This is a genomic window from Novosphingobium naphthalenivorans NBRC 102051 (assembly GCF_001590985.1).
Lineage (GTDB): Bacteria > Pseudomonadota > Alphaproteobacteria > Sphingomonadales > Sphingomonadaceae > Novosphingobium > Novosphingobium naphthalenivorans.
Window position 1 is genome coordinate 1 of the sequence record NZ_BCTX01000076.1, and the last position, 21,388, is coordinate 21,388.

Here is a 21,388-nt window from a genome sequence, read left to right on the forward strand (position 1 = left end):
CCCAGGACGCAAAATGTTTCCGAACAGCTTTTGGAAATTCACCGTAAGCTGTTGAAAATAAGCCACTTTATGGGCAGCACTGGTGCGTACCGAGCATTACGCAAGTTTGGTTCGATTGGTGTGCGGCCTCTCGCTCTGCAAGATGACGATTTGGACGGCGACACTGGCGCAATTAACATTCTGCATCGCTTGAAATCTCCGACCGCTCCCGACCTAAACCCAGTCGTTCAGCTCAGCCACCTCAGAAGTCCGCTTCTGACAGAAGCTGCCGCCGGGCACTTCCGAAGCGGACAGCCGTGAGATCCCATCACGAAGAGCTCTTCGAGATTCATTCTATCGGTGACGGCGGCACCAGATCGTAGAGCGTATCGAGGGCGGTGGCACCGGCTCTGCCATTCGACAGGATGGTCCACTTACCGTAGGTTTCCCCGTCCAACTTGCTCAGATGGTCCAGATCAACATCGTAGCGCACCCTCAGGCGCGTGTCGGTGCCCAGGCTCTCAGTTGCAAGGACCGATCCGATGCCCCTATGGTCCTCGCGTGACCGCTTCTTGATCAGGCGAGTCATCGCGATTTCAGAATAGATCCAAGGCGAGTCCGTCTTATCGCCCTTGATATAGTCGCGCGAAGTTATCGACTGCGGCGTGTTGATGAAGATGATGCACTCGCATCGGTCGATCATCCGGGACAGCGCGACCGAGAGCATCATGTGCACGTGCGACGTTGAACGGTTCCGTTTCGCGTAGCTATAGGTCCCCGAGGTCTCATTGTAGCAGAAGGCGTCATCGAGAATGCGCAGAAGATCGTCCGAATAGCCCCATACCGCAGAATCAACGAACGACTTGAGCCCGAATTCTTTATGAAGATGGCCTGCTAGGCCAAGCGCCAACGCGCTGTCCTTGTGGGCATGCGAGATAAAGACCTGCGCGTCGATCTCGGGAAACCATTCAGCAGTCATCTTTGCAGCGAGCAGGTCGCCTGATCCATCGCGGAACCGATCTAAGCATTCGTCGACCAGCCGCTTATTCTCCTCGTGCTGCGATTCGCCTATTGCCTTGTATATACTTAAAAAATCTTCCTTCACGGAAAGTTCGAAACCTCGAAACATGCAAGATCCTCGATCGAGATGTTGAAGATTGGGGATCCCGAGCCTCACTCGTCGTCTGGGCTGAGTGAGGATCAGTAGCCGGTAAGCCACTTCCTCAGTTCGGTGCCGGTATTGTTATTCTCGTCGATCACCATCCACACTTCCTTCTGATAGCCTTCGAGCTTTCCCCAGACGATCCGGTCATAGAGACCGAGGTACTCCCATGACGCCCACGCTTTGTCATAGCTGGAGTCCGATGCTGGAAAGAGTGCGATCTTCGGAGTGCCTTTCATGCCATCGGCGATGCCCAACTCCCATGGCACCCATTTGCTCTCCTTGCTGTTTTTGCTGGCGAGAAGCACGAACCGGCTCGTGTCGCGAATTCGGGTTTTCAGGAGCGCAGCGGTCTTTTCGCTCGTGTACGGAGGCATCTCCGGATCGATCTCATCGACGTAGACTTTGGCGCCATGGTTCTCGAGAACCCGGATCGCCCCGGCGACCAGATCATCGTCCTTGCTTGAGTGGGAGAGGAATGTGGAGCCTGCGAGCGACCTTGAAGCAGCGGCCTTCCGGACCCTTGCTGTTTCAACTGTTCCCATTTCGGCCGCGTAGCTACGGAGCTCTTCGCGCGTGATGTATTCTGCCATCTAATTTCAGACCCGCCTGTCGATGCGCGTTAGTATCTCGGCCACCAGCTTCGCGATCTCTTCGACCGTGATGTCGGCGCGGGCGAGCTCCTTCAGCTCGTCGTCCGTAGGACGCAGTGCGTTGTGTCCTGAAGCATCTATGGCGGACCCGATCAGACTGTCGGAGATCTGAGCCGCCGCTCCGCCGGTTGAGCCGATGGGGATCACGAAGCAGTCGGCGGCCTTGGCAACTTCGAACTCGTCGAGGACGCCGCCCGCGATCACCGGCGTGCTGGACGATGGATCGATCTTCATGCCGCCGACGAAGACGACGACGCCCGCGATTCTGGCCAATTCCGCACGAAGTGCCGCCCATTGGGCCCTGTCCGACGCTGCGCCCGGTATCGGCTGCGGGAAAGGACGTGCGATGAGGCGCCGCTCGAGATCCCAACCGCCGCTCGACCGCAGTGCATCGAGAAATCCGGCGATCGAGGCGGACCCCACGACGAGTCCCGCTCCGCTGACGAGGTCACGGTTGCGATCGCCCACGAGTCGGCCGATGGCCTGCGCAACACTGTAGACCTTCGCGATCTCGTCACCGGCCTCGGGGGGCCAGCTCCCGCTCACCCACACCCGGCGCGCTGCCACGCGTCGTTCTACCTGCCGCAGAAGCTCCGGCACCTCGGCATAGTCGTCGATCTCGACCACGACGAGGCCATAGCGCTTTAGGTCACGGCTCCAGAGCTTGTGCTGGGTGCTGCGCGCCTCGAACTCCGCGTCCGTCTTGTAGTCATCCCGCTGCGGCGGGCGGACGATGGCGAAGTGCTCAGGCGGTTCTGACGTGAAGCTCTCGCGGATGAGGGACAGCACATGCCGGATGTTCGGATCGGTAAAACTGATACCAAGAAAGAGCATGGACATGCTGGAGAGGTGCGCCTGCAGCAGTGGCAGGAAGGCGCCTCGCTTCGAACGATACAGTTCGTAGTCGTCGGTGGAGATGACGACGTCGTCCAGCCGCTCGACCGAGCCGTGCATCTTGAAGAGTCGGGTGGCGCCCGGCGTTGCGCGCAGGGCGAGGTCGGCAGCACCGGACACGGTGTCGATCGGCCGGTTCACGCCGCCGAACGCGCGCTCGACCAGCCTGTCGTAGTTGGTGGTCCAGATGAACTTGACCGGCAGGCGGGCAATGATCTCCAGCGTCTTTGGAACCGCATGCTCGACGCCGATCTGTTCCTTGATGACGTTCCTGACCTGAGTCGCGGATCCGTTCTCCTGAATGCTCCATTGGGCGAGCGCAGCCAGGTCGTGAAGCTCACCGGACTTCACCCCGAGCTCCTCGCCAACTTCGGTCAGAAGGGACGCCCAAGAGGGATAGCCCGCCCCCATCGAGACGCCGGCACCGACGAAAACGGCGCCGGCTCCTCCGATCAATGCCTCGGGATAGTCCTTCAGGAATCGCTTGGTCGACGCCGCAACTGCCATCTTACCCCCTTCTGCGCTGGTCAGTTGCGGCCGCGGATTGCGATCGCGTCCTCGATCCACTTCTCAATGCCGCCGGAGATGGAGGCGTAAACCGCCTTGCTGTCATTTCCGATCGGCGTGATTAGCTGGACGACGTCGGATAGCTTCTTGCCGGAATTGAAGGTGATCCCTTCGAAGGGATTGGCCCCCGCGACGGATGTCTGGCTATCGCGGTCGAGCAGCTTGTTGACGCGGATGCCGACCACACCCCTCTTGTCGTTCCAAGCCTTGATGATCTCATGCTGGACCCAGGGGCGGCTCGCGGTTTGAGACCCGACCAGGACGACCACGCAGCTTTTGCCGTGCATGTTGTCGGCGATCCACTGCTCGATGGAGGCCTTGCCCTTGCGCTTGACCTCCTCCCAGGCGTTCGGGGTGCACAAAGACTGCCCCTCGAGCGCACCCATGTTCCTGACCTGCTGCGTCCGCCAGTAATCATTATCGAAATGGAAGCTGAAAAATACCCGGCGAGCCACGAAATTCTCCATGAATATATTTGCTTAATGGTATGGCGTCCAAGTCGTTGATTGCAAGCGTAAAGATCTAAGCTCCATTTTTTCTAATTGGACAAGGGGCGTAGCGCTATCGTCCGAGAGCATAGGTGCCGCATCGACCACTTGGGCGAGCCGTCATGCGAACCCGGCGAGACGACCCGATCCATCGATCTCGATCGCCCCGTTCCATTTACCCGGCGCGGCTGCGAGCTCGTCCGAGCAATGGTCGGTCCCGATCAGCCTCGTCCAGAAGATGCAGACCGGGGCGGTTACCCGCTTGCCCCATCCGGCCAGCTCTATGCGCGCTTTCACCTCGATCCGCTTCTCGTGGTTGTCGAACCCCGCGAGCAGATCGAAGCGTGACCCGTCATCCATCACGACGGCGGAATCGTGCATGAGCGCTGTGACGTAGAGCGCGAGGAATGTATCGTTTGCGTCAAAGGCTGCCCGTTCCTGAGGGAGAAGGGCGCCTGCCTTCGTGAGCAGTGATGCGAGATCCTCGCCGACCTGGTCGTCGGTGAGCGCCGGGTTCCAAATGAACGCCCCCGCGAGGTAGTTGAAGACTGCCTGCTCCCGCTTCGTCACTTTCTCGAAGCGGTCGGCCTCCATCTTCTTGATCGCTTGGGCGAGGACGGACTTCACGACATCCCGTTTCAGACCGAGGCGGGCATCGAGCTGCGCGTCGGTAGCCGTGCGCAGGTTGGCGGCGCAGATCCGCTTGACCTTGGCGAGATCGGGAAAGCGGCCTTCAGCCTGATGCAGCCAGGAGTCGAGGCTCAGGTGGATGTTCCGCACCGTCTCGGTGACCGGCCCCTTGTCACGCTGGTCGCGATGGGCGACGAAGTCGCCGATCTCCCGTATCGAGGTCAGGCCATGGCAGCGGTTGCGAAGGCCTAGGAAGATCCGGTCGAGATCCTCCACGCGGCAGTCCCCGCGGGTGTAGCGCTCAACACGCTGACGAAGTTCGGTCGGCTTCATGACGTCATTTTATCAGCTTTTGCGCATGGAACAAAATAAAAACATCTACTGATGGTCGCGCGGGGCCGTATCGCCGACCTGCACTATCCGGTCCCGCTCACCCCTAACTTCGGCATTCCGAAGTCGTCGCCCGTGTTGCCCGATGAGTAGGTGGGCCCACGAATGACCCGTGTTGCCGTATTCAGACGTTCCAAGCACGGGGCCGAACGGCAGAAATGTCCCATAATGCGGCGTTCTCTTCCGGCGGCAGCCGACCAATGCCAGTCGTTCGCTCCCTCCGCGCTGAACGTCTGGTTCCTGACGGAAGCTGCCGTCGCGTCGGTCAAACTGGACGATCGGCGAAGTCCCCAAAAGCTGTCGTGCATCATTTCGTTACCGTCTGAGAAATCCATAGCAGGGATGCTCGCGGATGAATTAACTACTCCTATTCAAACGGGAACAGTCGGATGCTTCGGAGTTCCCGAGGATCGCGGCCGGGACGTACAACGAGTGATCCAGAGCGCAGCTGCCGGACGCCGCGCTAACTTCACGTCCTCCGGCACGGCGCCAAGCCAGAAGTGCAGTTCCGGAGCTTTCTCATTTTCGCCGTCGATATAGCGATTTTGCCAGGCGTCATCGTTATCGAGCGGCTTCCCACCGCGCAGAAACTTCGTCCAGCGCATCGATCACGATCGTATCGGCGTCGCCAAGGATTTGGCTCGGATCGGGAGCGAGGGTCAGCTTCCGGGCCGCGCAGAACGCATAGTTCGGCATCCCGCTCAGCTGCTCGAGCAGCGTTGATTTGCCCATGCCAGCCTCTGCGAGCACGACCTTCGACCGCGGGTCAGTGCGAAGTAAATCCTCGGTTACCGTGACCCGCGACAGGTGATCAACATACCAATGCCGACGCTGGAGATAGTTGTCGTTCATCGGATACCTCTGGCAGAATTCACAAGCGCCCGACAAGCGTCAGACCTAACCACCGCACCAATTCATGGACGCGATTGAGCTCGACCATCCTGCCGTTCGCCCGCAACGGGCCACGCATATGTGGCGGCCCTCGTCCGACGCCTACCGCCGCGGGTTGGGAGAATTCCGGCGTGGAGCCGTCGAAGTGCAAAACGAAAATGACCGTTGGCAGGCGCGGAAGGTCGAAGTTTGTCTTTTCGAAGCGGGAAAACTCTAACGGCCGTCCTTCGCACGGATTGCACGTGGGCTGTAGGAGTTGATTTCGCTCAACATCGTGACGCCCCCCCCCCTGACGGTCGACCACTCGCCTTGATCCCTTCAGTAGGCACCGATACCGATATCTCAGAATAATAATCGAAAATGAAATTAGTAGAGGGTAAAGTATTGCGACTCTAGATCCTTCATGTAATCTTCATCGACGTTTTCGCAGCGAGGGGGAATACAACATGGCTAGACTCGGTAGCGGCGACAAGGTTCTGGTACTGACGTCGGACTGGGGGCAGGCAACCACATTTATTCGGTGGTTTCCCGATCAACCCTGTGTCGACCTCAGTTCCGGTGCCAAGATTACGCGAGCGCGGCTCATAAACGCCACGAACGCAGGGACTGCTGGAGATTGCAAGTACGGTGGCTCCTTCCCGATGACCCGGTGCACCGTCCAGTGAACGCACGCGCTATAGGGGCATCCGCTGTCACTGGCCTGCTTCTGGCTGGCTGCACTCATCCGGAAAACTACAGGTGGAGCGACTACAGTCCTCCCGTGTTTTTGGACAAGATCTCCAATCCAGCGGGCTCCTCCTTCAAGGAATGGAGCAAACCCTCGGTTTCGGTCTACAGCTTCGCGACGGCGTCACCCGCTAATCCTGACGCGACCCTGAAGGATTTGTCCGATCGCGGCCAGGCCGCGCTCATCGCTGCGATGACGGACGCGGGCGCGAAGCCCGAAGACATTCGCGATGCGCTTTCAAAGCCGCTCAAGGGTAAGTCAGAGCCCATTGAAGGGGCTCTGACAACCGAGGGGACCTACAAGCGAACCCTGGTCGCCAATGTCACAAAGGGCTGGGACTCGATGCCCGGCGATCGGCTCGTCTGGACGTGGATCGACGTGCGCCCGTTGAACTTCGCATTCGATGGATACAGCATCATCGCGACGGACAATCAGGTCCTCAACATCGAGCAGATCACGAACGCCACGACCGCTGCAGCAACCGCCAATCTCGGGAAGACCGGATCGGACACGACGGCGACTACCACTGCGGGGACACCCGTTTCGAGCGTAGTCACGGATGTCGCCGGGTCCTCCGCTGGACTGCAAGGTTCGCTGAGCAACACCCGCACGACAACCGCCTCGATCAATCAGCAATATGTGAAACTTGGCGCGGACATCGTGCCTGAGGAACTAAGGATATATCGTGAAAGCGAGCGGAACCTCGACGTTGCGGGAAACACACTGATAGCCCTAACCGCGAAGCTTGACCCGACGAAGTGGAATGGCGTTCGCCCGGAAACGACCCTTCGGGTTACAAAAATCGACCTCGCCAATTCGGATGGCAGTTTCAAATCACCGTCCGAAATTGCGTTCGACGTGACCGAAAACGAGGCGCCGCCTCGCTGTGCCCTGCAGGCCCGGGTCGTCCTCTACTATCAGATTCGCCGCCCAAAGAATGGTCGGAGCTACGTCGAGGGGGACCACGAAGCAGTCTACGAAAAGGCGATGACCGCCCCGATCGACGTGGATATTATCCCTGCGGACGAGGTGCGAAAGCCGAGCTGGCGGGTCTATCCCCGACAGAGCCCAACGACAGCGATTTCGGTCATAGGGCCGTTCGAGAACACCAATGAAATCGACTTTACCTCTTACGAGCAGGCCCGGAATTTCGCCGTCTGGCTAAATCGGCAAGGCGGCAGCCTCAAAGGCAAGATGTCGCCTGCTATCGGCACCTCTGGCTTGAAACTGGATAGCGGCGTGGATGGGCAGCCCATCTACACCGGCGATTACTTCGCCAAGCGAACGGCAGATCCCAACGATCTGGTGAGCTTGTGTAAAGGCATGATGCTGCCTCAGCCGCCAGTTGCGGCGGTCGTTATACCCGCACCAGTAAGCAAACGCCGCTGACATTTGCCACCATCATCGACTTAGGCAGGTGTAGGCAGACCGCTCCCTGTTCATGCGGCAAGCGCCAGTACTTCGTCGGCGGCGAAGCGCTCACGCTTCGGCGGAAGGCAAATCTGCCTGCACGCATCGCCATCAGCGACCATCAATCGAAACGTCGACCCAAGACTGCTCACTGCTACCGAAGCTGCCAGAATCGGGATCGCGGGCCAAGCTGGATGATATCGCACTGTTCAACATGGGCCGTCGGTTTTAATATCGGCTGATAGTGTTGAACTGGGGGCAGCAATGGCAAGAGATGCCGCGGAAGAAAATGACCGCATATTCGCGCAGGATACGGCGGAGAGCTTGGCACGTGGAATGTGGCATCCCCGCTTCTTCATGCGCAGAGGCTTCGAAGTTCCGAGCGACTTTCTATATCAGGTCAATGTTGCGGTCGCCGAGCATGTCGGCGTCCAGTTCGATTTCATGGAAGGTAGGGAGTGGTCCGCGCTCGCGCTCGAGCTGCGCAAGATAAGCCGCATCTTCTCTCGCGGTTACGAGATCCTGATGTTCGCGGGCCTCGAGAACGATTTCGGTCTTCCGGTCATCGTGGACATTTACAATCCTCGCGCACGCCGGGCACTTGAGATGATGGCGCGCGACAATGATGAGGATAATGAAACGCAGGGAAGAGTCCCACTTCGCCTCTCTGCGCGATGGATAGAAACTCTGCTGGACCGCGGAGTGCCGCTGCGTTTGCAGGAGTACGACAAGGCGGCGATCCAGTTCACTACGCTCTTCGTCGACGCGGTCAGGCGGATCGCGAAAGCCATCAAGATTTCCGGCGGACCAGGTGCCAGTGGCCCGAGTAGCGGTGGACCGGGCAGCGGGGGGACGGGCATTGCCTTTACGGTGAACTGCAATCTCGCAGGCTATACGCTCGACTTCTGGCCGCAGTACAATTACTCGCCGAGGCGCTTCGGCGCGGTACCGACCTTCCCCGTGGATGGCTTCGTCCCGACTTCGGGCAATTACTATTTTCTGGGCCGGAAACCTGGCGACCTCAAGACGGATTACACGCCCCACTATGCAGGCGGATCGAACACCTCGACGCTCGTGATCTTCTGATGGCGGACCTCGGCTCTCTGAAGCCGCTGATCGATCATGCGGGCATGATCGTGAACTGTGGATTCGCAGTCGCCGCGCTTGTCGTCGGCAAGTTCTTCTACGACCCGCCAATTGCCTGGCGAGCGCTCTACATTCGAATTCTTGCTTTGGTGTGCGGGCTCGCCAGCGTCTCCGTCTGGTGGCTGCGTCTGCGATTGGACTCGGACACGCTCTTTGCGCTCGTCACGTCGTCGAGCGCAGTCACCTTCGGGCTCCTCCTCGTCTACGGTGTTTTGTGCCGGCTCTGGATCTACAAGTGCCCCGACGATTCCGAGCGATACCTGGGCGGACTGCGTCTGCAGGTCGGCGCCAGAAAAGCGCTGCGCGGCGAAGCCGGAGAAGGCGCCTACAGCGGCGCACAAATCACACCGCCCGTGCCGCCGACCAAGCGCGACTACTTCTGCAATTGCGGCAAGGATCCAGGCTTCGTCTGGCAACCCTGGTCGATCGCCGCGGCCGAGACCATCCTGTGTAGTGTTTATGCGGCGCTGATGCTCGCCGGAACGCTGGCGCTAACCGCGGGGGCAACCCTGCTAATGGCAAGCGAGGTCAAGGTCGAGGAAACGGCGACTGAAGGCGTGGTCGCGCTTCCGGCCGACGTGCTATTCGCCTTCGACCAATCGTCGCTTCAGCCCGACGCCGTGCCGGCCCTCGAACGCGCCGCGGCAATCTTGATGGAAAGAGGCGCAAGGGTTGCCATGATCGGCGGCCACACCGACGACTCTGGCGACGCCGCCTATAACCAGAAGCTCTCTGAACGCCGGGCTGCTGCGGTCGAATCCTGGCTGCGCGCGCGGGGCGTCCTGGATGATCTGAGGGTTCGCGTCGTCGGCTTCGGGGAGACACAGCCCTGCGCTTCGAACATCACCGCCGACGGGAAGCCCGACGAGGACGGCCGGAAGCGTAATCGCCGCGTCGAGATCACCTTCGACCCGGCCTCCTGAATGCATCTATAGTCCATCCGCCGAAGTCCCGCGCCATCCCCGAGCGACCGCTTCAGCTTGCCCATTTGTTCGATTTATGCCCTCATCCAAACTGGATTCCGAGGACATCGAAATGCGCTCCTGGCTTGCGACCTACGACCACGCCTAACGGCCAGTCCCGCGCATTCCGGGAAACTATCATCAGTGCCTCAGAAATGGCAGGTGTTGGATGGAGACCTGCCATTCCCGGCGCAGCTCGCGAACGTCAGTTTTGTCCCAACTGCCGGCTACCGGTTTCGGCCCGACATGGTCATTCTCAGGTTCAGGGCTGACAGAATACTTGATGCCTGCATCGGTCGAAAACGGCCATTCGACACGAACAGCATACCTAATGGTGGGCACAAGCGGCGCAACATGATCTGAAAAATTGGAACGCAGGACTCACGTGCCGGCTCGATCAGAGCTCGACTAAAGCCGTTTCTAATAGCGGCAGTCGAGAATTTATGGCTTTAGTGACACTTTCATGGACACCTACCGCAAAATCGGTCGGCATTTGCGCGAGGGCGCGATCTGGAGCGCTTCCCACCAGCTCTAAAACCTCGGCAACGGCTTTGCCGATGATGGTGGGTCCCATACCAGCGGCCTTGCCGGTTTCGACAAAGTGCCGGCCGGCAATGTCGAGGATGCGGTACTTGGAATTCTTGCCTACGGACATCGCCAGTTTGAAGCTCTTGCGCGGAATCTGCTTCTGATCGAAGGCGGTCTGAGCAGTAAGCACATCATAAAATGGCGTAAGCCGATAGCCCCCGCCCGGGCTCAGGAACACGCTGAAGTTCTTGCCATGACCGTCGGTCGCTCCGATCAGCCAGAAAAGTATCTGACTCTTGAAGAAGGCTGCATGATCTTCGACTGGCGTGTCACTGCCCTGAAGAAGGGCTGAGATGTCCTCGATGCCGGGACCATTTTGGTGACCTTCAACGGTCGCCTGGTATTTCCGGGAAGGCGGTATGCCGAGCGCCTGACAGCAGTCTTCTTGCGGCAAGCGAAGGAGGCGCCCGTCCTTCTGCCACTGTCGATCGAAGCGCTCGACAACCAGGACACGGCGCTTCCCGAAGGTCGCGATTTCGGTTTGATTGACGGTGAGACCGAAGGCTTCGAGCAGCTTCAAACAATAGTGCTCATTGTCGACGCTGGCCGTCATGTCGATGGTGCCGCTCGAAGTAGGAATGGTGCCGATCTCGGGTTTGAGGATGTGCGTTGTCGGCGTCGTGCCGACAGGCTTCATCCATTGACCTTCATGGTGAAGCAGCGCCGTCTTTTCCTGTGCTCCGGCGACCGATATCCTGAATTCATGCTCGGGATCGATGCCTAGCGGGACGCCGCGGAGATTCGCGAGAATGGCCTCGATTTCCTCGTCTGTGACGGGCGTTCCCTTCACACCGTTTTTGGGCTCCACGTCCTCGTCATCATGCAGGAACTGCATCGCGCCGACACAATCGCGGCCAATCTGCGCCAGCAGGCTATAGGCGTCCGTACCGTCAGCGCCTGTCCATTCGGCAACCCTGGTCCGGATTTGCGGATTGTCGGGGAGAAGGTTCTCGAACACGGCGACTACGGGCGCGCCGCGATAAGCCGCCTTTCGCATCGGCAATGAAAGCGAAACCGCAAAGCGGTGCTCCCATTCGAGCCAGCTCGGATCGTATTGGAAGGAGATTGCCCCGCTCGACTCTTTGGACAGCCGGCCTGTCAGCCGGTCGTTTATGAACACGTTGAGCGGGGAATGTCTTTTTTTGCGTGCCATATCAGAATACGTCGCCGATGGATTTACTGTTTGCGACGCTACGCGGCGTGAACCGGATTTCCAGTTGGAGCACGGCCAGCAAGCGAAAGAGCGTATCGAGCTTTGCTCCCTCGTGTCCGGTCTCGATGCGCGATATGGTTTTCTGGCCAGTGCCCGCGAGGTTAGCGAGTTCTTGCTGAGACAAGCCGCGGCGCACGCGCTCGTTGTGAATGAGCGAGCCGAGTTGCCGTGGCGTTCTGATGGCTTCAGACATGCTGACCTCCTGCGCCACTCTATACCCCATGAGGTATATATTTGCAATATACCCTTCAGGGCATATAACAAGATTATACCCGGTGGGGTATAGCACCAATTCTGTATGTGAGAAGGAGGTGTCCCACCCTCAAAAACGCCTAAAGGCGGGGCAAATTTCGCTTGCCAAGATGTTCCCCGGCGCGCAAAATGTGTCCCGACGGCTTTTTGGAAATCCTCATAAGCTGTTGAAACCAAGCCATTTTATGGGCAGCACCCGTGCGTACGGTGCATTACAAACGCCTGCGGGCGTGCGTCCTTCCTTCGCAGCGACAGCGTCGCTGCGCAGCCTCGTGCCGGTAGGCGCGGGGCTTCCCCGAAAGGGGATCGGCAACCTTCGTCATGCGCGTGTGCTCGAACAAAAAAGGGGAGAGGCGTTGCCGCCCCTCCCCGTCGGTTCAGAACTTGTCCGCCATCCCGCCGGGGACCGTATGGACCACCCGGTCGATGATCGTGATCGGAAGGGCATCATAGTCGCCCTCGTCAATAGCGAAGTATCCGATCTCCGGATCCTCGATGACGTGTTGGTCGAAGTAGCTGTGAGGTGCGCGGCGTTCTGCACACGCGACGGCGGCCATGAATCCGGCATGGTCGTAAGTGGCGCTGGTTGAGATGATCTGCATGTGAGCCTCCTGCTGTCTTGATTGACAGCGGAGCGGGCGTCGGGCGGCCGAGACCGGGTCAAGGATCGCGAAGCGACCGCGAAGCGGCGGTGGGGGTCACGATTTTCTTTGGCGGCCCCGCAACGCCGAAGGAGAAGAACCGGCGCTTGATCCGCCAAAGAAAATGGTGGGGCCCCGCCGTCCTTGATGCGGGCTCGGCCGCCCGACAGAATGGGAAGTCTGTGAGAGATTTTCCCTCTCGTCGGGAGACTTGGCCGATGCGTAGCGGCGTGCGGACCGAAGGGTCCGCGCGGCACGCGAGCGAGCCGAAGAAGATGTCCAGCGATCAAAAAAAGGGACCGGGCGCGAGGCCCGGTCCCGGTTGGCGTCATGGGTGCCGACCGCAATGGCAGCAGTTCTCCTCGATGCCCGAGAAGGCGCATAGGCCCGGCCCGAAGCCCGCCGTTCCGTCCTGGTCCTCGATGTATCCGTGATAGTTGGCGATGGCGATGGCCTGGTCCCGCAGTTCCGGGTCGAGCTGGTCGATGAGGGGGGCACATGCCTCGGTGAAGCGGCGCGCGTAGAGTTCGTAGCTTGCCCCGGCCGTCTCCTTACTGGTCGTGTCCACGATGCGCCTGGCCTCGATCCTGAAGCGGGAGAGCGCGATCGTCTGAGGCGTTTCGGGCGTGCCGTGTTCGAGATAATCCTCAGGGTGGAGCGCGCGATATTCGGCGGGGATCTGGTATTCGGTGCCGCAGTTCGCGCAGCAGGCGTGATCCTCGTAGATGTCGTAGTGGCTCGGATCGTAGCTGGTGGCACAGGTCGGGCAGATCGGGTCCGAGAATGCCTTGGCGAGACCGTTGTCGAAATCGTCCATGATAACCTCCATCATCGTTCGCTCCCCATCTCCATCGGATGAGGATGAAATCTTCGGGACGCGGTGTTGAGGCAGTCAGGGACGGCGAAGCCGCCGTGAAGCGGGCAGCGGGGGAACCGATTTTGTCGTCGTGGAGCGCAGCGGAGCGGCGTCAAAATTGGGGGGACCGCTGATCCTTGACGGCCGATGGACACCCAGCGTCACACTTTGGCGATGAGGCCTTGTCTGATACCGAGATGAGAGAGCGCCCTGCTTTGCCCCCGAGCCCGTAGGGTCGGGGTTAACAGCAAAGCACCGCAGCATCGCTTGATTGGAGTGACGCTAAGACCCGTCATCCAGTCCGGGAAAGTGGTCAGCGTGGCCTGATCCAGTCACGCGCCGGCATCCAGCCGAGGATGTCGTTGCCACTGTCGGAGACGAGATCGCCGGAGATATCGCGCCAGGGTTCCTTCAGTTGATGTTCGGGCGTGTAATAAGCGGTCAGTAACTCGCATGTCGCGCGGGCATAGACGCTCGTGCGGATGGTGAGGACCGGCGCTGAATCCTGCGGCAGCGCTATCAGCACTGAGATGAAACCGGCGGGGATAGGAAAGAGATGGCTGTCGATCGCAACGCGCGCGAGCCGCTGGTGCAGCGCGTCGGCCTCTCCGTCGAGGACATGGGAGTCAATATCATAGTCAATGGCTCCGGGGTCTCCGCCTTCGATAGTAGGGAGCAGATTGCATTCTGCTGACCAGGCGTCGCTGCCGGGATTGAGTGTCTCGACGCGGGGGTTGAGGATCAGGGGACCGGTCATCAACCCCAGCCGGTGGGCGAAGCCGGTAGAAATATTCCCGGAAAGGAGACGGGGGCGGCCGGGATTGCCCATCGGCTCAACGAACTCGACAAACCACCAGTTGTCGCGATGACTTATGAGGATGCCGCAATCGCCAATGGCGGTGGCTCGGTTGGACTTAGCTGCGGCGATCATTGCGCGATCCTTGCTGGGTGTGGAAGAATTGTCGACGTCGAAATCGTTCATGTGAGCCTCCATCATCGGCGCTCCCCATCTCCATCAGATGAGGATGGGAACATCGGGACGCGGTGTTGAGGCAGTCAAGGACGGCGAAGCCGCCGCGCAGCGGGCGGCGGGGGAACCGATTTTGTTGCCGGGGAGCGTAGCGAGGCGGCGGCAAAATTGGGGGGACCGCTGATCCTTGACGGCCGACGGACACCCAGCGTCACACTTTGGCGATGAAGCCCCGTCTGATACCGAGATGAGAGAGCGCCCTGCTTTGTCCCCGAGCCCGTAGGTTCGGGGTTAACAGCAAAGCGCCGCTGGATGAGCCTGGTGGAGATGACCAAGCAGCTTACGATGGAGGGGCGATCGGCCCCTTAGGCGCTGCTCCACAACATCCGGGCCAGAGCTGTCAGGTCGCAGTCGATGCCCCACAATTCGAGTTCGAGTTCATAAGGGAAATGGTGGAGCGCCCAGTCCCGCTCGAGTTCGGTCATCGCGTTCCAGTCGATCATATCGGTGAAGCTTTCGCGCCGGTCGAGGATGCGCTTGATACGGATGCGCTCGCCCTCACGGTAGCGGATCGCTTCTTCAATCGTGATGCCGGGGTCGAGGATTACTACCCAGTCCATCGTCGTTTCTCCTTCTGAAATGAGGCGATGTCGGCGACGGGGAGAATGGAGAGGGTCAAGGACCACTGGCTTGCCAGTGGCCGCGAAGCGGGCGACGGGGGTGCCGATTTTGGCGGGGCCGAAGCGTAGCGACGGTTCCGGCAAAATTGGGGGAACCGTTGATCCTTGAGGCTCTCCATTCCCTCCGTCACGCTGGGACGGCAGGGAGAGGAGGTGTTTGCTGGCGGTAGCAGCGAGGTCAGCGCTGGAGCGCATTGCCCGCTCGGGAAATCGGGGTTGCGCACCGCAGAGGTTCCGCCGATAGTGCTGGCGGCGGGCAGCCTCCATGAAAGGATCGTGGATATGCCCAAGTTGAATGAACGAGAGCGGCTTGCCGATCTCGAATCGCGTCGCCGCAAGCTCGATGACGAAGTCGAGATTGCCCGCCGCGCCTTGCGCGGCAAATATGCTGCTGCGGTCCCCGAACTCGCGGTCGAGAGGTTGACCGAGCGGGAGTTCCGGGAGGTGGTCTCCCACGCCATTCGAGCGGGTGGAGCCGCCTCGGTCGCCGCACTCAAGGCTCTGCCGATGCCGCCGGCCTCATAGCCCGAGTCATTCCGAAGGGATGTCCCTGCGACGAGCACGGCGGAGCCGCGCACAGGAGGCCGGTGCCCGACAGGGTGCCGCATCGGCGGACGACGGACCCGGCCTAAAGCCGGGTCCCTGAGCCCGCCGACCTGAACCACAACAAGAAAAAAGGGGATGATCCGGGACCGACCCGGACCATCCCCTTGTGTTCACCTCAGCGCTTGCGAGCCCAGTCGGGCCGATCGCCCCTGCCGAGAATCTGGCGAGGCTCGATCCCCGCTTCATCGAGGCTGCGAATGAGCGCGGCTTGAACGCCCGAGCCGGAGCAGACGATCGCGTCCACTGGTCCCTTGGCGATCATACGATCATTGCGGATGAAGCCGCCGCGCAGTCCCATGCCCTTCGGCAGGTCCTCGCGGACTACCGTGACGTTGTTCGCTGCCGCCCACGCCTTGGCGATTGCGTCCGCCCCGACATCGAGGTCGGTGGTCAGGAGCAGCATGTTCGGGATGAGTGCTTTCACCCGGTTCAGTTCCTCGTAGATCGGGTCAACGTCCTGCCACTTGGGCGGACCGGAGAAGAGCACCAGCGGACCATCCGGCGCGATCTTGTCGAGCCTGCGCTTGTTCCGCCCGGCCAGATAATCGGCAGCGGCGATGACCGAGGCAGTGCGCTTGCTCGACACCAGCGATCCCCGGGCTGTGCTCCACGGCTTGCCGGTTTCGACTTCGTAGGCGGCGGCGGCGTGGTCCCTCATGCAGGCGATGGCGTCGGCGATCTCGTCGGCTTCCTGTGCGACCCGCTGGGCCAGTTCGAGGGTCGTCGCGTATATCTCGCTGCCGTCGGCGCAGGGGATCAGGTCCTGAACCTGGCGCGCAGTGTCATCGGCATGTCCGGCAACCATCCGGGCGGTGCGGTGCATGCTGTCGACAATTCCCCACGCGATGCGATGCGCCGTCGCTTCGAGCCGGGTGTCGCGGAACACATCGAACACGGTGCTAATCATCAGTTCGGTGGCGAGTTGGACCTGCATCGGGTCCGGCATGTCGGCGATGACCTCTTCGTCCCAGGGCGTCACCCGGACGCCGTCGAGATCGGACGTGAAGGCTTCGGCGAAGGCATCGGTGGTCTGAGCCGTCTCGGCGGCGATGAGATCGGCGATTTCAGCGAAGTCGCGGGTGGAGCGGAACGTCTTCTTCATGGGAACCTCCTCAGATTGAATTGAAAGAGGTTCCCCCTCGTGCACGGGCTCCGAGCAGCGGGGTCAAGGATCGCGAAGCGACCGCCCTGGCGGCGGTGGGGGTCACGGTTTTCTTTGGCGGCGGCGACTCCGGCGAGGATGAACTGTCGTCCGTCCCGCCAAAGAAAATGGTGGGGCCCCGCCGTCCTTGAGGCCGGTGCGGTCCCGTGCGACACTTGGACTTGTTGAGAGAGATTATTTTGTCGCGGATCGGGGGTTCGATGCCCCTGATCCGCGAGTTTATGGCGCCAGGGCAGCTGTCAAGGATCGCGCAGCGACCGCGAAGCGGCGGTGGGGGCAACGATTTTTCCAGGGGAAAAATGGTGGGGCCCTGCCGTCCTTGACGGCAACCGCGGGGTCATGACGACAATGGTCCATGAAGGGTGTTGTGAGCATCGCTCGCGACGCCCGTTCCGTCATCCCACGCGGCCGCGCACGGGTAGCGGTATGAGGTCGTCGCAACCAGCATAGGAAAAGGGGCCAGCACGCGGAAGCCTGCCGACCCCTTTCCTGACGGAAGATCCGATCAATGTAGGACGGAACCTGTTGGAGGCCGATAGGCTTCGAACGGGTTCCCGTCATGGAGATGCCCGAACGGGGTCAGGACATAGTCCCCGTTCTGGCGGCCGACTGCGCAGATGACATAGCGTGGTTCGCCGGTTTCTACGTCGACGCACTCGACCAGGGCGAGGTCGCCGCTTTCAGCGGCGCGGAGCAAGGTCGAGAAGTTGCGCCGGAAGGCGTCTGGGATGGCCATGACGATGCACCTCCCGGTCAGGCGTCTTCGTAGACCCGCCGCAATGCCGGGCCACGCTTGACGTGCTGGAAGTCCTTGACCTCACGGTATTTCGCGGGAGGCCGGGTGTCGGGCGCCTGATCGGATTTGCGGAAGGCATGGATTGGAACGCGCGCCTTGTGCAGTTCCTCATAGAGGTTGGCCTGGATGCCCGAGCCCTCGCAGAGGACGGCCATGACCGGCTTCAGGTCGCGCAGCTTGCGGTTGCGCGCAAAGGCTGCCTTGAGGCCAGAGCCGAGGAGGTTGAAGCGCACGGCCTGCACCTTGCGCTGCGCCGCCCATTTCTCGGCAATGAGGTCCGCGCCGGTGCGCTGGGCCGTCGTGATGAGGACCATGTGGGGGATTTGCTCCCGCACCAGGTCGAGCCGGTTCCAGAGCAGATCGATGTCGTGCCACTGGGCAGGCCCCGAGAACACCACAAGCGGTCCCTGGGGGTGGTGCCGGTCGCGCGCGTCGAGCTGGCGAGCCCGCAGGAAGTCCACCGCCGCGATCTGGCTTGCGGTGCTGGTCCGCGACGCACGGCTCCCGCGCGAGGGTGACCAGGGCCATCCAGAGAGGACGCGATAGGCCTCGGCCGCATAGTCGCGCATGGTTTCGATCGCCACGCGCTGCTCGGTGGTGGATTGGCAGAGGAGCTGCTTTTCCTCCAGCTCGCGGTTGAAGACCTCGCTCATGTCCGGCCGGTTGGCCATGTCCTTGACCTCGGCGGCGAGGCTGTCCTCCCGGCGTTCGAGCTTGCCGGCGACGAAGTGGAACGAGTTGACGAAGCCCCAGGCGATCTCCGCTGCAAGGGGTTCGAGCCTCGTATCGGTGAAGAGGTCGAAGAGGGTCGTGATGATGCCGGCGCTGTCCGCCTGGGCGGCGAGTTCGTCGGGCATGCCATGCTCGCCGGGTTCCTCGCCCGGTTCGATGATGGTGAGAGGAATGGGATCGCCGAACGCGGCCTGAAATTCAGGCGTGGTGGTCATCTCGGCGTAAAGCTGCTGGATATCGGCGAAGCGGTCGACGCTTCGCACGGGACGATGCTCGGTCATGGAGTTGACCTTTCGGATTCGGGAAAAGAAAAGGGCCGGGAGGCGCTCAGCGCCCCCCGGCCCGTTCGGACGGGACGGATGGATCCTCAGGAGGGGATCATCTCGTCCGTCAGCTCGCTGGTGCGATCTGCGCCCTGGAACGGCGCCGTGCTGTCGCCGAAGCCGCCGCGATAGGAGCGGTCATTCCCGTCCGTGCCGCGCTCGTCCCGGTCGTCATACTCATCGGTGTCGCGGGCACGGCGCGCACGTGCGGGACGATTGGGCTGCTCCCGCCGCCACGAGGCGCGGAAGCCCTCGTCGACCGAGCCGAACAGCGCGATGTGAAACGGCTTGCTCCAGCTATTGTCGTCGAGTTCGCCAGCGAAAAAGTCGATGATCTCGCCGTCCTCATTGTGGGAAGTCGCCTTGAAGAGCCCGCCATAATTGAGCCAGCGGCCGCTCGGGCTCATGCCCTCCAGTTCGAACTTGGGCGCGCGGGGATTGTTGCTCTGGATGGGACGGAGGCGCGCCCGCGGCAGATCGACCTCGCGACCGTCGGCAAGCCAGCCGACCAGATTGCCATTCACGTTGCGGAATTCGCCAACCGTTTTCGAAACAGCCATGATCATTACTCCTCTGAAACGTCGCTCTTGCGACGCTCTCAAAGGCCCCTCTCTTCTCTGTGCCCTGCCCTCGCCGCCGGCGCTGCCGCCTGAGGGGAAGCGCACCCCCGCCCCCGCGCCGCTATTCCGGGCAGTGCGAATCGGGTAAGAGTGACGGCATGGACGCGGAGACGATCAGAACGGTGGCCATGCTTGCGCGGAAGCGTGCAGAGCGTGGCACGTCAGCGGCGCATGGCGACGGGATGGCGCGTCTGGGTGCGACACGGGCGCTGCTTCAACTGGCGGCGGATCTGGAGGTGACCGCCGATCATATCGACCGCCCTTGCCGCGCGCGCCGCCGCCGGGCCTGACACAACCGGCCCGCGCCTTCTTCTTGCGATACGGTGATCGTCACCCGCAGGGAGGAGATTCGGCGTAGCCGAAGCTCGGTCGCAGCGGAGTGGAGATAGAGCGCCGGTGCGCGCGTCAGCGCGCAATCGCCCTATCAATTCTCTTCAGGAAAATTCGATCGACACGCTATGAGATGTCGTCTGCGTCCTCTACTGAGAGCATCCCGCATCGAGTGCAGGTGACAGTATTGTCGTTTCTAGACAGGTCGATTTCCGCCTCGACGAACTCATGTTCGTGACCATCATCGGGGTCGTTGGTATAGTCGCCGTCGAGCGCATCGGCATCCATTTGTGAGAGGAAATCTTCGAAGGCAGCGGCCGAGTTTTGATTCTCGATTTATTTGAGAAGCACATCGATCTCGGTTCGCTCGTGCCACCCCTGTTGGGCTGCCGTCCTTTCAAACATGTCGCGTTCGGCCATAGTCGGTCTCCAGTGGAAGAGGTTGATTTTTGCGCTGGTGATCTCGGTTTGCTTAGGCAGCCAAGCGATCGATGCCGGCATTGAACCTTGCCAGCCAGTCACCGATGGGCGCCCGGTCGGCGAGGACGATCGCGGCTGCGGCTTGCTGAAAGGCGACTAGGTCGCGTGGGGCCTCGGAGATGATGCGATCAATGTCTCAGCGCTTGAGGAGACGTTCGGCGCGAATGAATTCGGTCATGGAGCCGGGACGGGGTTCGCTTGCCCCCCGGCCTTTGATGGGCTTGCGCCAGAGGCCATAGAAGGCCTGCAGCCGCAGCGCGGCGCGGGCCTCGACAAGGACGATCAGGCGGAGATATCGGAGAGGGTGATCTGAAATCCACGCTTCAATCGAACGATTTTCATGATTCGCTATGCGTTTGGTGTTTGGGCCGAGCGCAATTCGAAAGCAATTTTGGTGATTTCGCGGGCGCGGTCGAGACTGTTCGGCGGCAGTTCCCGGTATCCGTAATCATCGAGCGGCAGACTCTCGATCTCGTCCAAAATTTCCCCGGCCTCGATAAGCAATGCCGTCAGTTCATCCACGGTCATCATTTTCTCCCGTCGTGTGATTTTGGCGGAAATTATTGATTGCCACCCGAGACAAAAGCCAAACGGTCCGTCAATGCGAATTCGCGATCCATTATGCCGCTGCTCGGTTGACACCGTCTTGGAAAGAGGCGAGCCAGTCCTTGAGCGGTCGCCGCCCCGCCAGAGCGACGCGCGCAGCGGCGGCCTGGAAATCGAGCAGATCGGCGGGTGTTATCGTGATGATGTGTTCGATTTCATCTGCTGGGAGCAGTCCCTCGTCTCGGATCAGATCGGTCATTGCGCCTGGATGGGGTGTTCCGCTGCGCAGTCCCTTGACAGACTTGCGCCAGAGGCCATCGACCTTCTTCAGCCGGGGCTTTGCGCGAGCTTCGATCAAGACAATCAGCCGGAGATAGTGCGGGGGAAGCGTGCGAAGCTCCTGGGGTTTCATCGCGGCGCAGAAGAAGCAGGAGGATTTTACCGGGACCGGAAGTCCGGCTGCCTGGATACGTGCGATGCAATCCTCGCGCGTCCAGCCCCATTCACGCAAGGGGTAGCGGAACAGGAAGCGCGGATCGACATGGCCTTCGCGATGCGCGTAGCGGCGGTTGTCGGCCGGCGAACAGTCATAGCCGATGAGCTTCACGACTGGATCGCCGCGTGCCCAAGCTGCTTGAGCGGGAGGCCAATTCTCGGTCCAGCGATCCTGCGGGGCGATTTTCCATTTTTGGGA

24 protein-coding genes and 1 pseudogene are annotated in these 21,388 nt (G+C 60.9%); 7 read left to right on the plus strand and 18 right to left on the minus strand.

The features are described 5' to 3' along the window. Window positions 1-300, plus strand: a 300-nt coding sequence (locus tag NN5_RS26635) for a hypothetical protein (protein WP_217998704.1), incomplete at its 5' end; no start/stop codon positions are given. A 28-nt stretch (window positions 301-328) separates the two neighbouring features. Here the strand turns inward: NN5_RS26635 and NN5_RS19745 are convergent. The 6 genes from NN5_RS19745 to NN5_RS19770 all read right to left on the minus strand — a co-directional run bounded on the left by NN5_RS19745 (window position 329) and on the right by NN5_RS19770 (window position 5,615). Next, entirely contained in the window at window positions 329-1,108 is a 780-nt protein-coding gene (locus NN5_RS19745; protein ID WP_067737319.1) for a toll/interleukin-1 receptor domain-containing protein, read from the minus strand. A gap of 71 nt (window positions 1,109-1,179) precedes the next feature. Further along, window positions 1,180-1,734 carry a toll/interleukin-1 receptor domain-containing protein gene (locus tag NN5_RS19750; protein ID WP_067737322.1) on the minus strand — a complete coding sequence of 185 codons (555 nt, stop codon included), beginning with the start codon at window positions 1,732-1,734 and terminating at the stop codon, window positions 1,180-1,182. A 6-nt stretch (window positions 1,735-1,740) separates the two neighbouring features. Continuing rightward, entirely contained in the window at window positions 1,741-3,195 is a 1,455-nt protein-coding gene (locus NN5_RS19755) for an SIR2 family protein (RefSeq protein ID WP_067737324.1), read from the minus strand. A gap of 20 nt (window positions 3,196-3,215) precedes the next feature. After that, window positions 3,216-3,722, minus strand: coding sequence for a TIR domain-containing protein (locus tag NN5_RS19760; protein WP_245656620.1), 507 nt, complete (start codon window positions 3,720-3,722; stop codon window positions 3,216-3,218). A gap of 141 nt (window positions 3,723-3,863) precedes the next feature. Then, entirely contained in the window at window positions 3,864-4,706 is an 843-nt protein-coding gene (locus NN5_RS19765; protein ID WP_067737327.1) for a hypothetical protein, read from the minus strand. A 618-nt stretch (window positions 4,707-5,324) separates the two neighbouring features. Continuing rightward, window positions 5,325-5,615, minus strand: coding sequence for a hypothetical protein (locus NN5_RS19770; RefSeq protein WP_067737329.1), 291 nt, complete (start codon window positions 5,613-5,615; stop codon window positions 5,325-5,327). Between the two features lie 799 nt (window positions 5,616-6,414). On the opposite strand from NN5_RS19770, the gene NN5_RS19775 reads away from it, so the two are divergent. The 3 genes from NN5_RS19775 to NN5_RS27005 all read left to right on the plus strand — a co-directional run bounded on the left by NN5_RS19775 (window position 6,415) and on the right by NN5_RS27005 (window position 9,860). Then, the gene (locus tag NN5_RS19775; protein ID WP_067737332.1) at window positions 6,415-7,770 is read left to right on the plus strand and encodes a hypothetical protein; all 1,356 of its coding nucleotides are present in this window, start codon (window positions 6,415-6,417) and stop codon (window positions 7,768-7,770) included. A 285-nt stretch (window positions 7,771-8,055) separates the two neighbouring features. Further along, window positions 8,056-8,877: a hypothetical protein gene (locus NN5_RS19780; RefSeq protein ID WP_157081223.1), complete on the plus strand. Its 822-nt coding sequence runs from the start codon at window positions 8,056-8,058 to the stop codon at window positions 8,875-8,877. Then, the gene (locus NN5_RS27005) at window positions 8,877-9,860 is read left to right on the plus strand and encodes an OmpA family protein (RefSeq protein ID WP_067737337.1); all 984 of its coding nucleotides are present in this window, start codon (window positions 8,877-8,879) and stop codon (window positions 9,858-9,860) included. The genes NN5_RS19780 and NN5_RS27005 overlap by 1 nt, the downstream gene beginning before the upstream one ends. 436 nt (window positions 9,861-10,296) lie before the next feature. Here the strand turns inward: NN5_RS27005 and NN5_RS19790 are convergent, their stop codons facing one another. From NN5_RS19790 to NN5_RS19815, 6 genes are all read right to left on the minus strand, one after another. Continuing rightward, window positions 10,297-11,640: a type II toxin-antitoxin system HipA family toxin gene (locus tag NN5_RS19790; RefSeq protein WP_067737340.1), complete on the minus strand. Its 1,344-nt coding sequence runs from the start codon at window positions 11,638-11,640 to the stop codon at window positions 10,297-10,299. Window position 11,641: 1 nt separating this feature from the next. Then, complete coding sequence (locus NN5_RS19795) at window positions 11,642-11,893, minus strand: helix-turn-helix domain-containing protein (protein WP_067737373.1); 252 nt, start codon at window positions 11,891-11,893, stop codon at window positions 11,642-11,644. Window positions 11,894-12,329: 436 nt separating this feature from the next. Continuing rightward, a complete protein-coding gene (locus NN5_RS19800) occupies window positions 12,330-12,554 on the minus strand; it encodes a hypothetical protein (RefSeq protein ID WP_067737343.1) in 225 nt (74 codons plus the stop codon). Window positions 12,555-12,921: 367 nt separating this feature from the next. Then, window positions 12,922-13,425 carry a hypothetical protein gene (locus tag NN5_RS19805; protein ID WP_067737346.1) on the minus strand — a complete coding sequence of 168 codons (504 nt, stop codon included), beginning with the start codon at window positions 13,423-13,425 and terminating at the stop codon, window positions 12,922-12,924. Window positions 13,426-13,762: 337 nt separating this feature from the next. Next, window positions 13,763-14,431: a hypothetical protein gene (locus NN5_RS19810; RefSeq protein ID WP_245656621.1), complete on the minus strand. Its 669-nt coding sequence runs from the start codon at window positions 14,429-14,431 to the stop codon at window positions 13,763-13,765. 353 nt (window positions 14,432-14,784) lie between these two features. Next, window positions 14,785-15,039, minus strand: a complete 255-nt coding sequence (locus NN5_RS19815; RefSeq protein ID WP_067737352.1) for a hypothetical protein — start codon at window positions 15,037-15,039, stop codon at window positions 14,785-14,787. 342 nt (window positions 15,040-15,381) lie between these two features. On the opposite strand from NN5_RS19815, the gene NN5_RS19820 reads away from it, so the two are divergent. Then, window positions 15,382-15,624, plus strand: coding sequence for a hypothetical protein (locus tag NN5_RS19820; RefSeq protein WP_067737376.1), 243 nt, complete (start codon window positions 15,382-15,384; stop codon window positions 15,622-15,624). Between the two features lie 196 nt (window positions 15,625-15,820). Here NN5_RS19820 and NN5_RS19825 read toward each other — a convergent pair whose 3' ends face one another. From NN5_RS19825 to NN5_RS19840, 4 genes are all read right to left on the minus strand, one after another. Continuing rightward, window positions 15,821-16,807, minus strand: coding sequence for an SLOG family protein (locus NN5_RS19825; protein ID WP_067737355.1), 987 nt, complete (start codon window positions 16,805-16,807; stop codon window positions 15,821-15,823). A gap of 565 nt (window positions 16,808-17,372) precedes the next feature. After that, window positions 17,373-17,603 (minus strand): DUF6117 family protein, encoded by a 231-nt coding sequence (locus tag NN5_RS19830; protein WP_067737358.1) that lies wholly within the window; start codon window positions 17,601-17,603, stop codon window positions 17,373-17,375. A gap of 17 nt (window positions 17,604-17,620) precedes the next feature. After that, window positions 17,621-18,676 carry a DUF2493 domain-containing protein gene (locus NN5_RS19835; RefSeq protein WP_084385057.1) on the minus strand — a complete coding sequence of 352 codons (1,056 nt, stop codon included), beginning with the start codon at window positions 18,674-18,676 and terminating at the stop codon, window positions 17,621-17,623. An 86-nt stretch (window positions 18,677-18,762) separates the two neighbouring features. Further along, a complete protein-coding gene (locus tag NN5_RS19840; RefSeq protein ID WP_157081224.1) occupies window positions 18,763-19,278 on the minus strand; it encodes a DUF736 family protein in 516 nt (171 codons plus the stop codon). A gap of 158 nt (window positions 19,279-19,436) precedes the next feature. Between NN5_RS19840 and NN5_RS19845 the strand changes: the two genes are divergently transcribed. Both NN5_RS19845 and NN5_RS26005 read left to right on the plus strand, forming a co-directional pair. After that, window positions 19,437-19,628, plus strand: coding sequence for a hypothetical protein (locus NN5_RS19845; protein WP_067737364.1), 192 nt, complete (start codon window positions 19,437-19,439; stop codon window positions 19,626-19,628). A gap of 443 nt (window positions 19,629-20,071) precedes the next feature. Next, the gene (locus NN5_RS26005) at window positions 20,072-20,248 is read left to right on the plus strand and encodes a hypothetical protein (RefSeq protein ID WP_157081226.1); all 177 of its coding nucleotides are present in this window, start codon (window positions 20,072-20,074) and stop codon (window positions 20,246-20,248) included. A 248-nt stretch (window positions 20,249-20,496) separates the two neighbouring features. Here the strand turns inward: NN5_RS26005 and NN5_RS19850 are convergent, their stop codons facing one another. Both NN5_RS19850 and NN5_RS19855 read right to left on the minus strand, forming a co-directional pair. Next, a complete protein-coding gene (locus tag NN5_RS19850; protein WP_157081227.1) occupies window positions 20,497-20,676 on the minus strand; it encodes a hypothetical protein in 180 nt (59 codons plus the stop codon). A 91-nt stretch (window positions 20,677-20,767) separates the two neighbouring features. Continuing rightward, window positions 20,768-21,388, minus strand: a pseudogene (locus NN5_RS19855) (hypothetical protein); the annotation flags it as partial.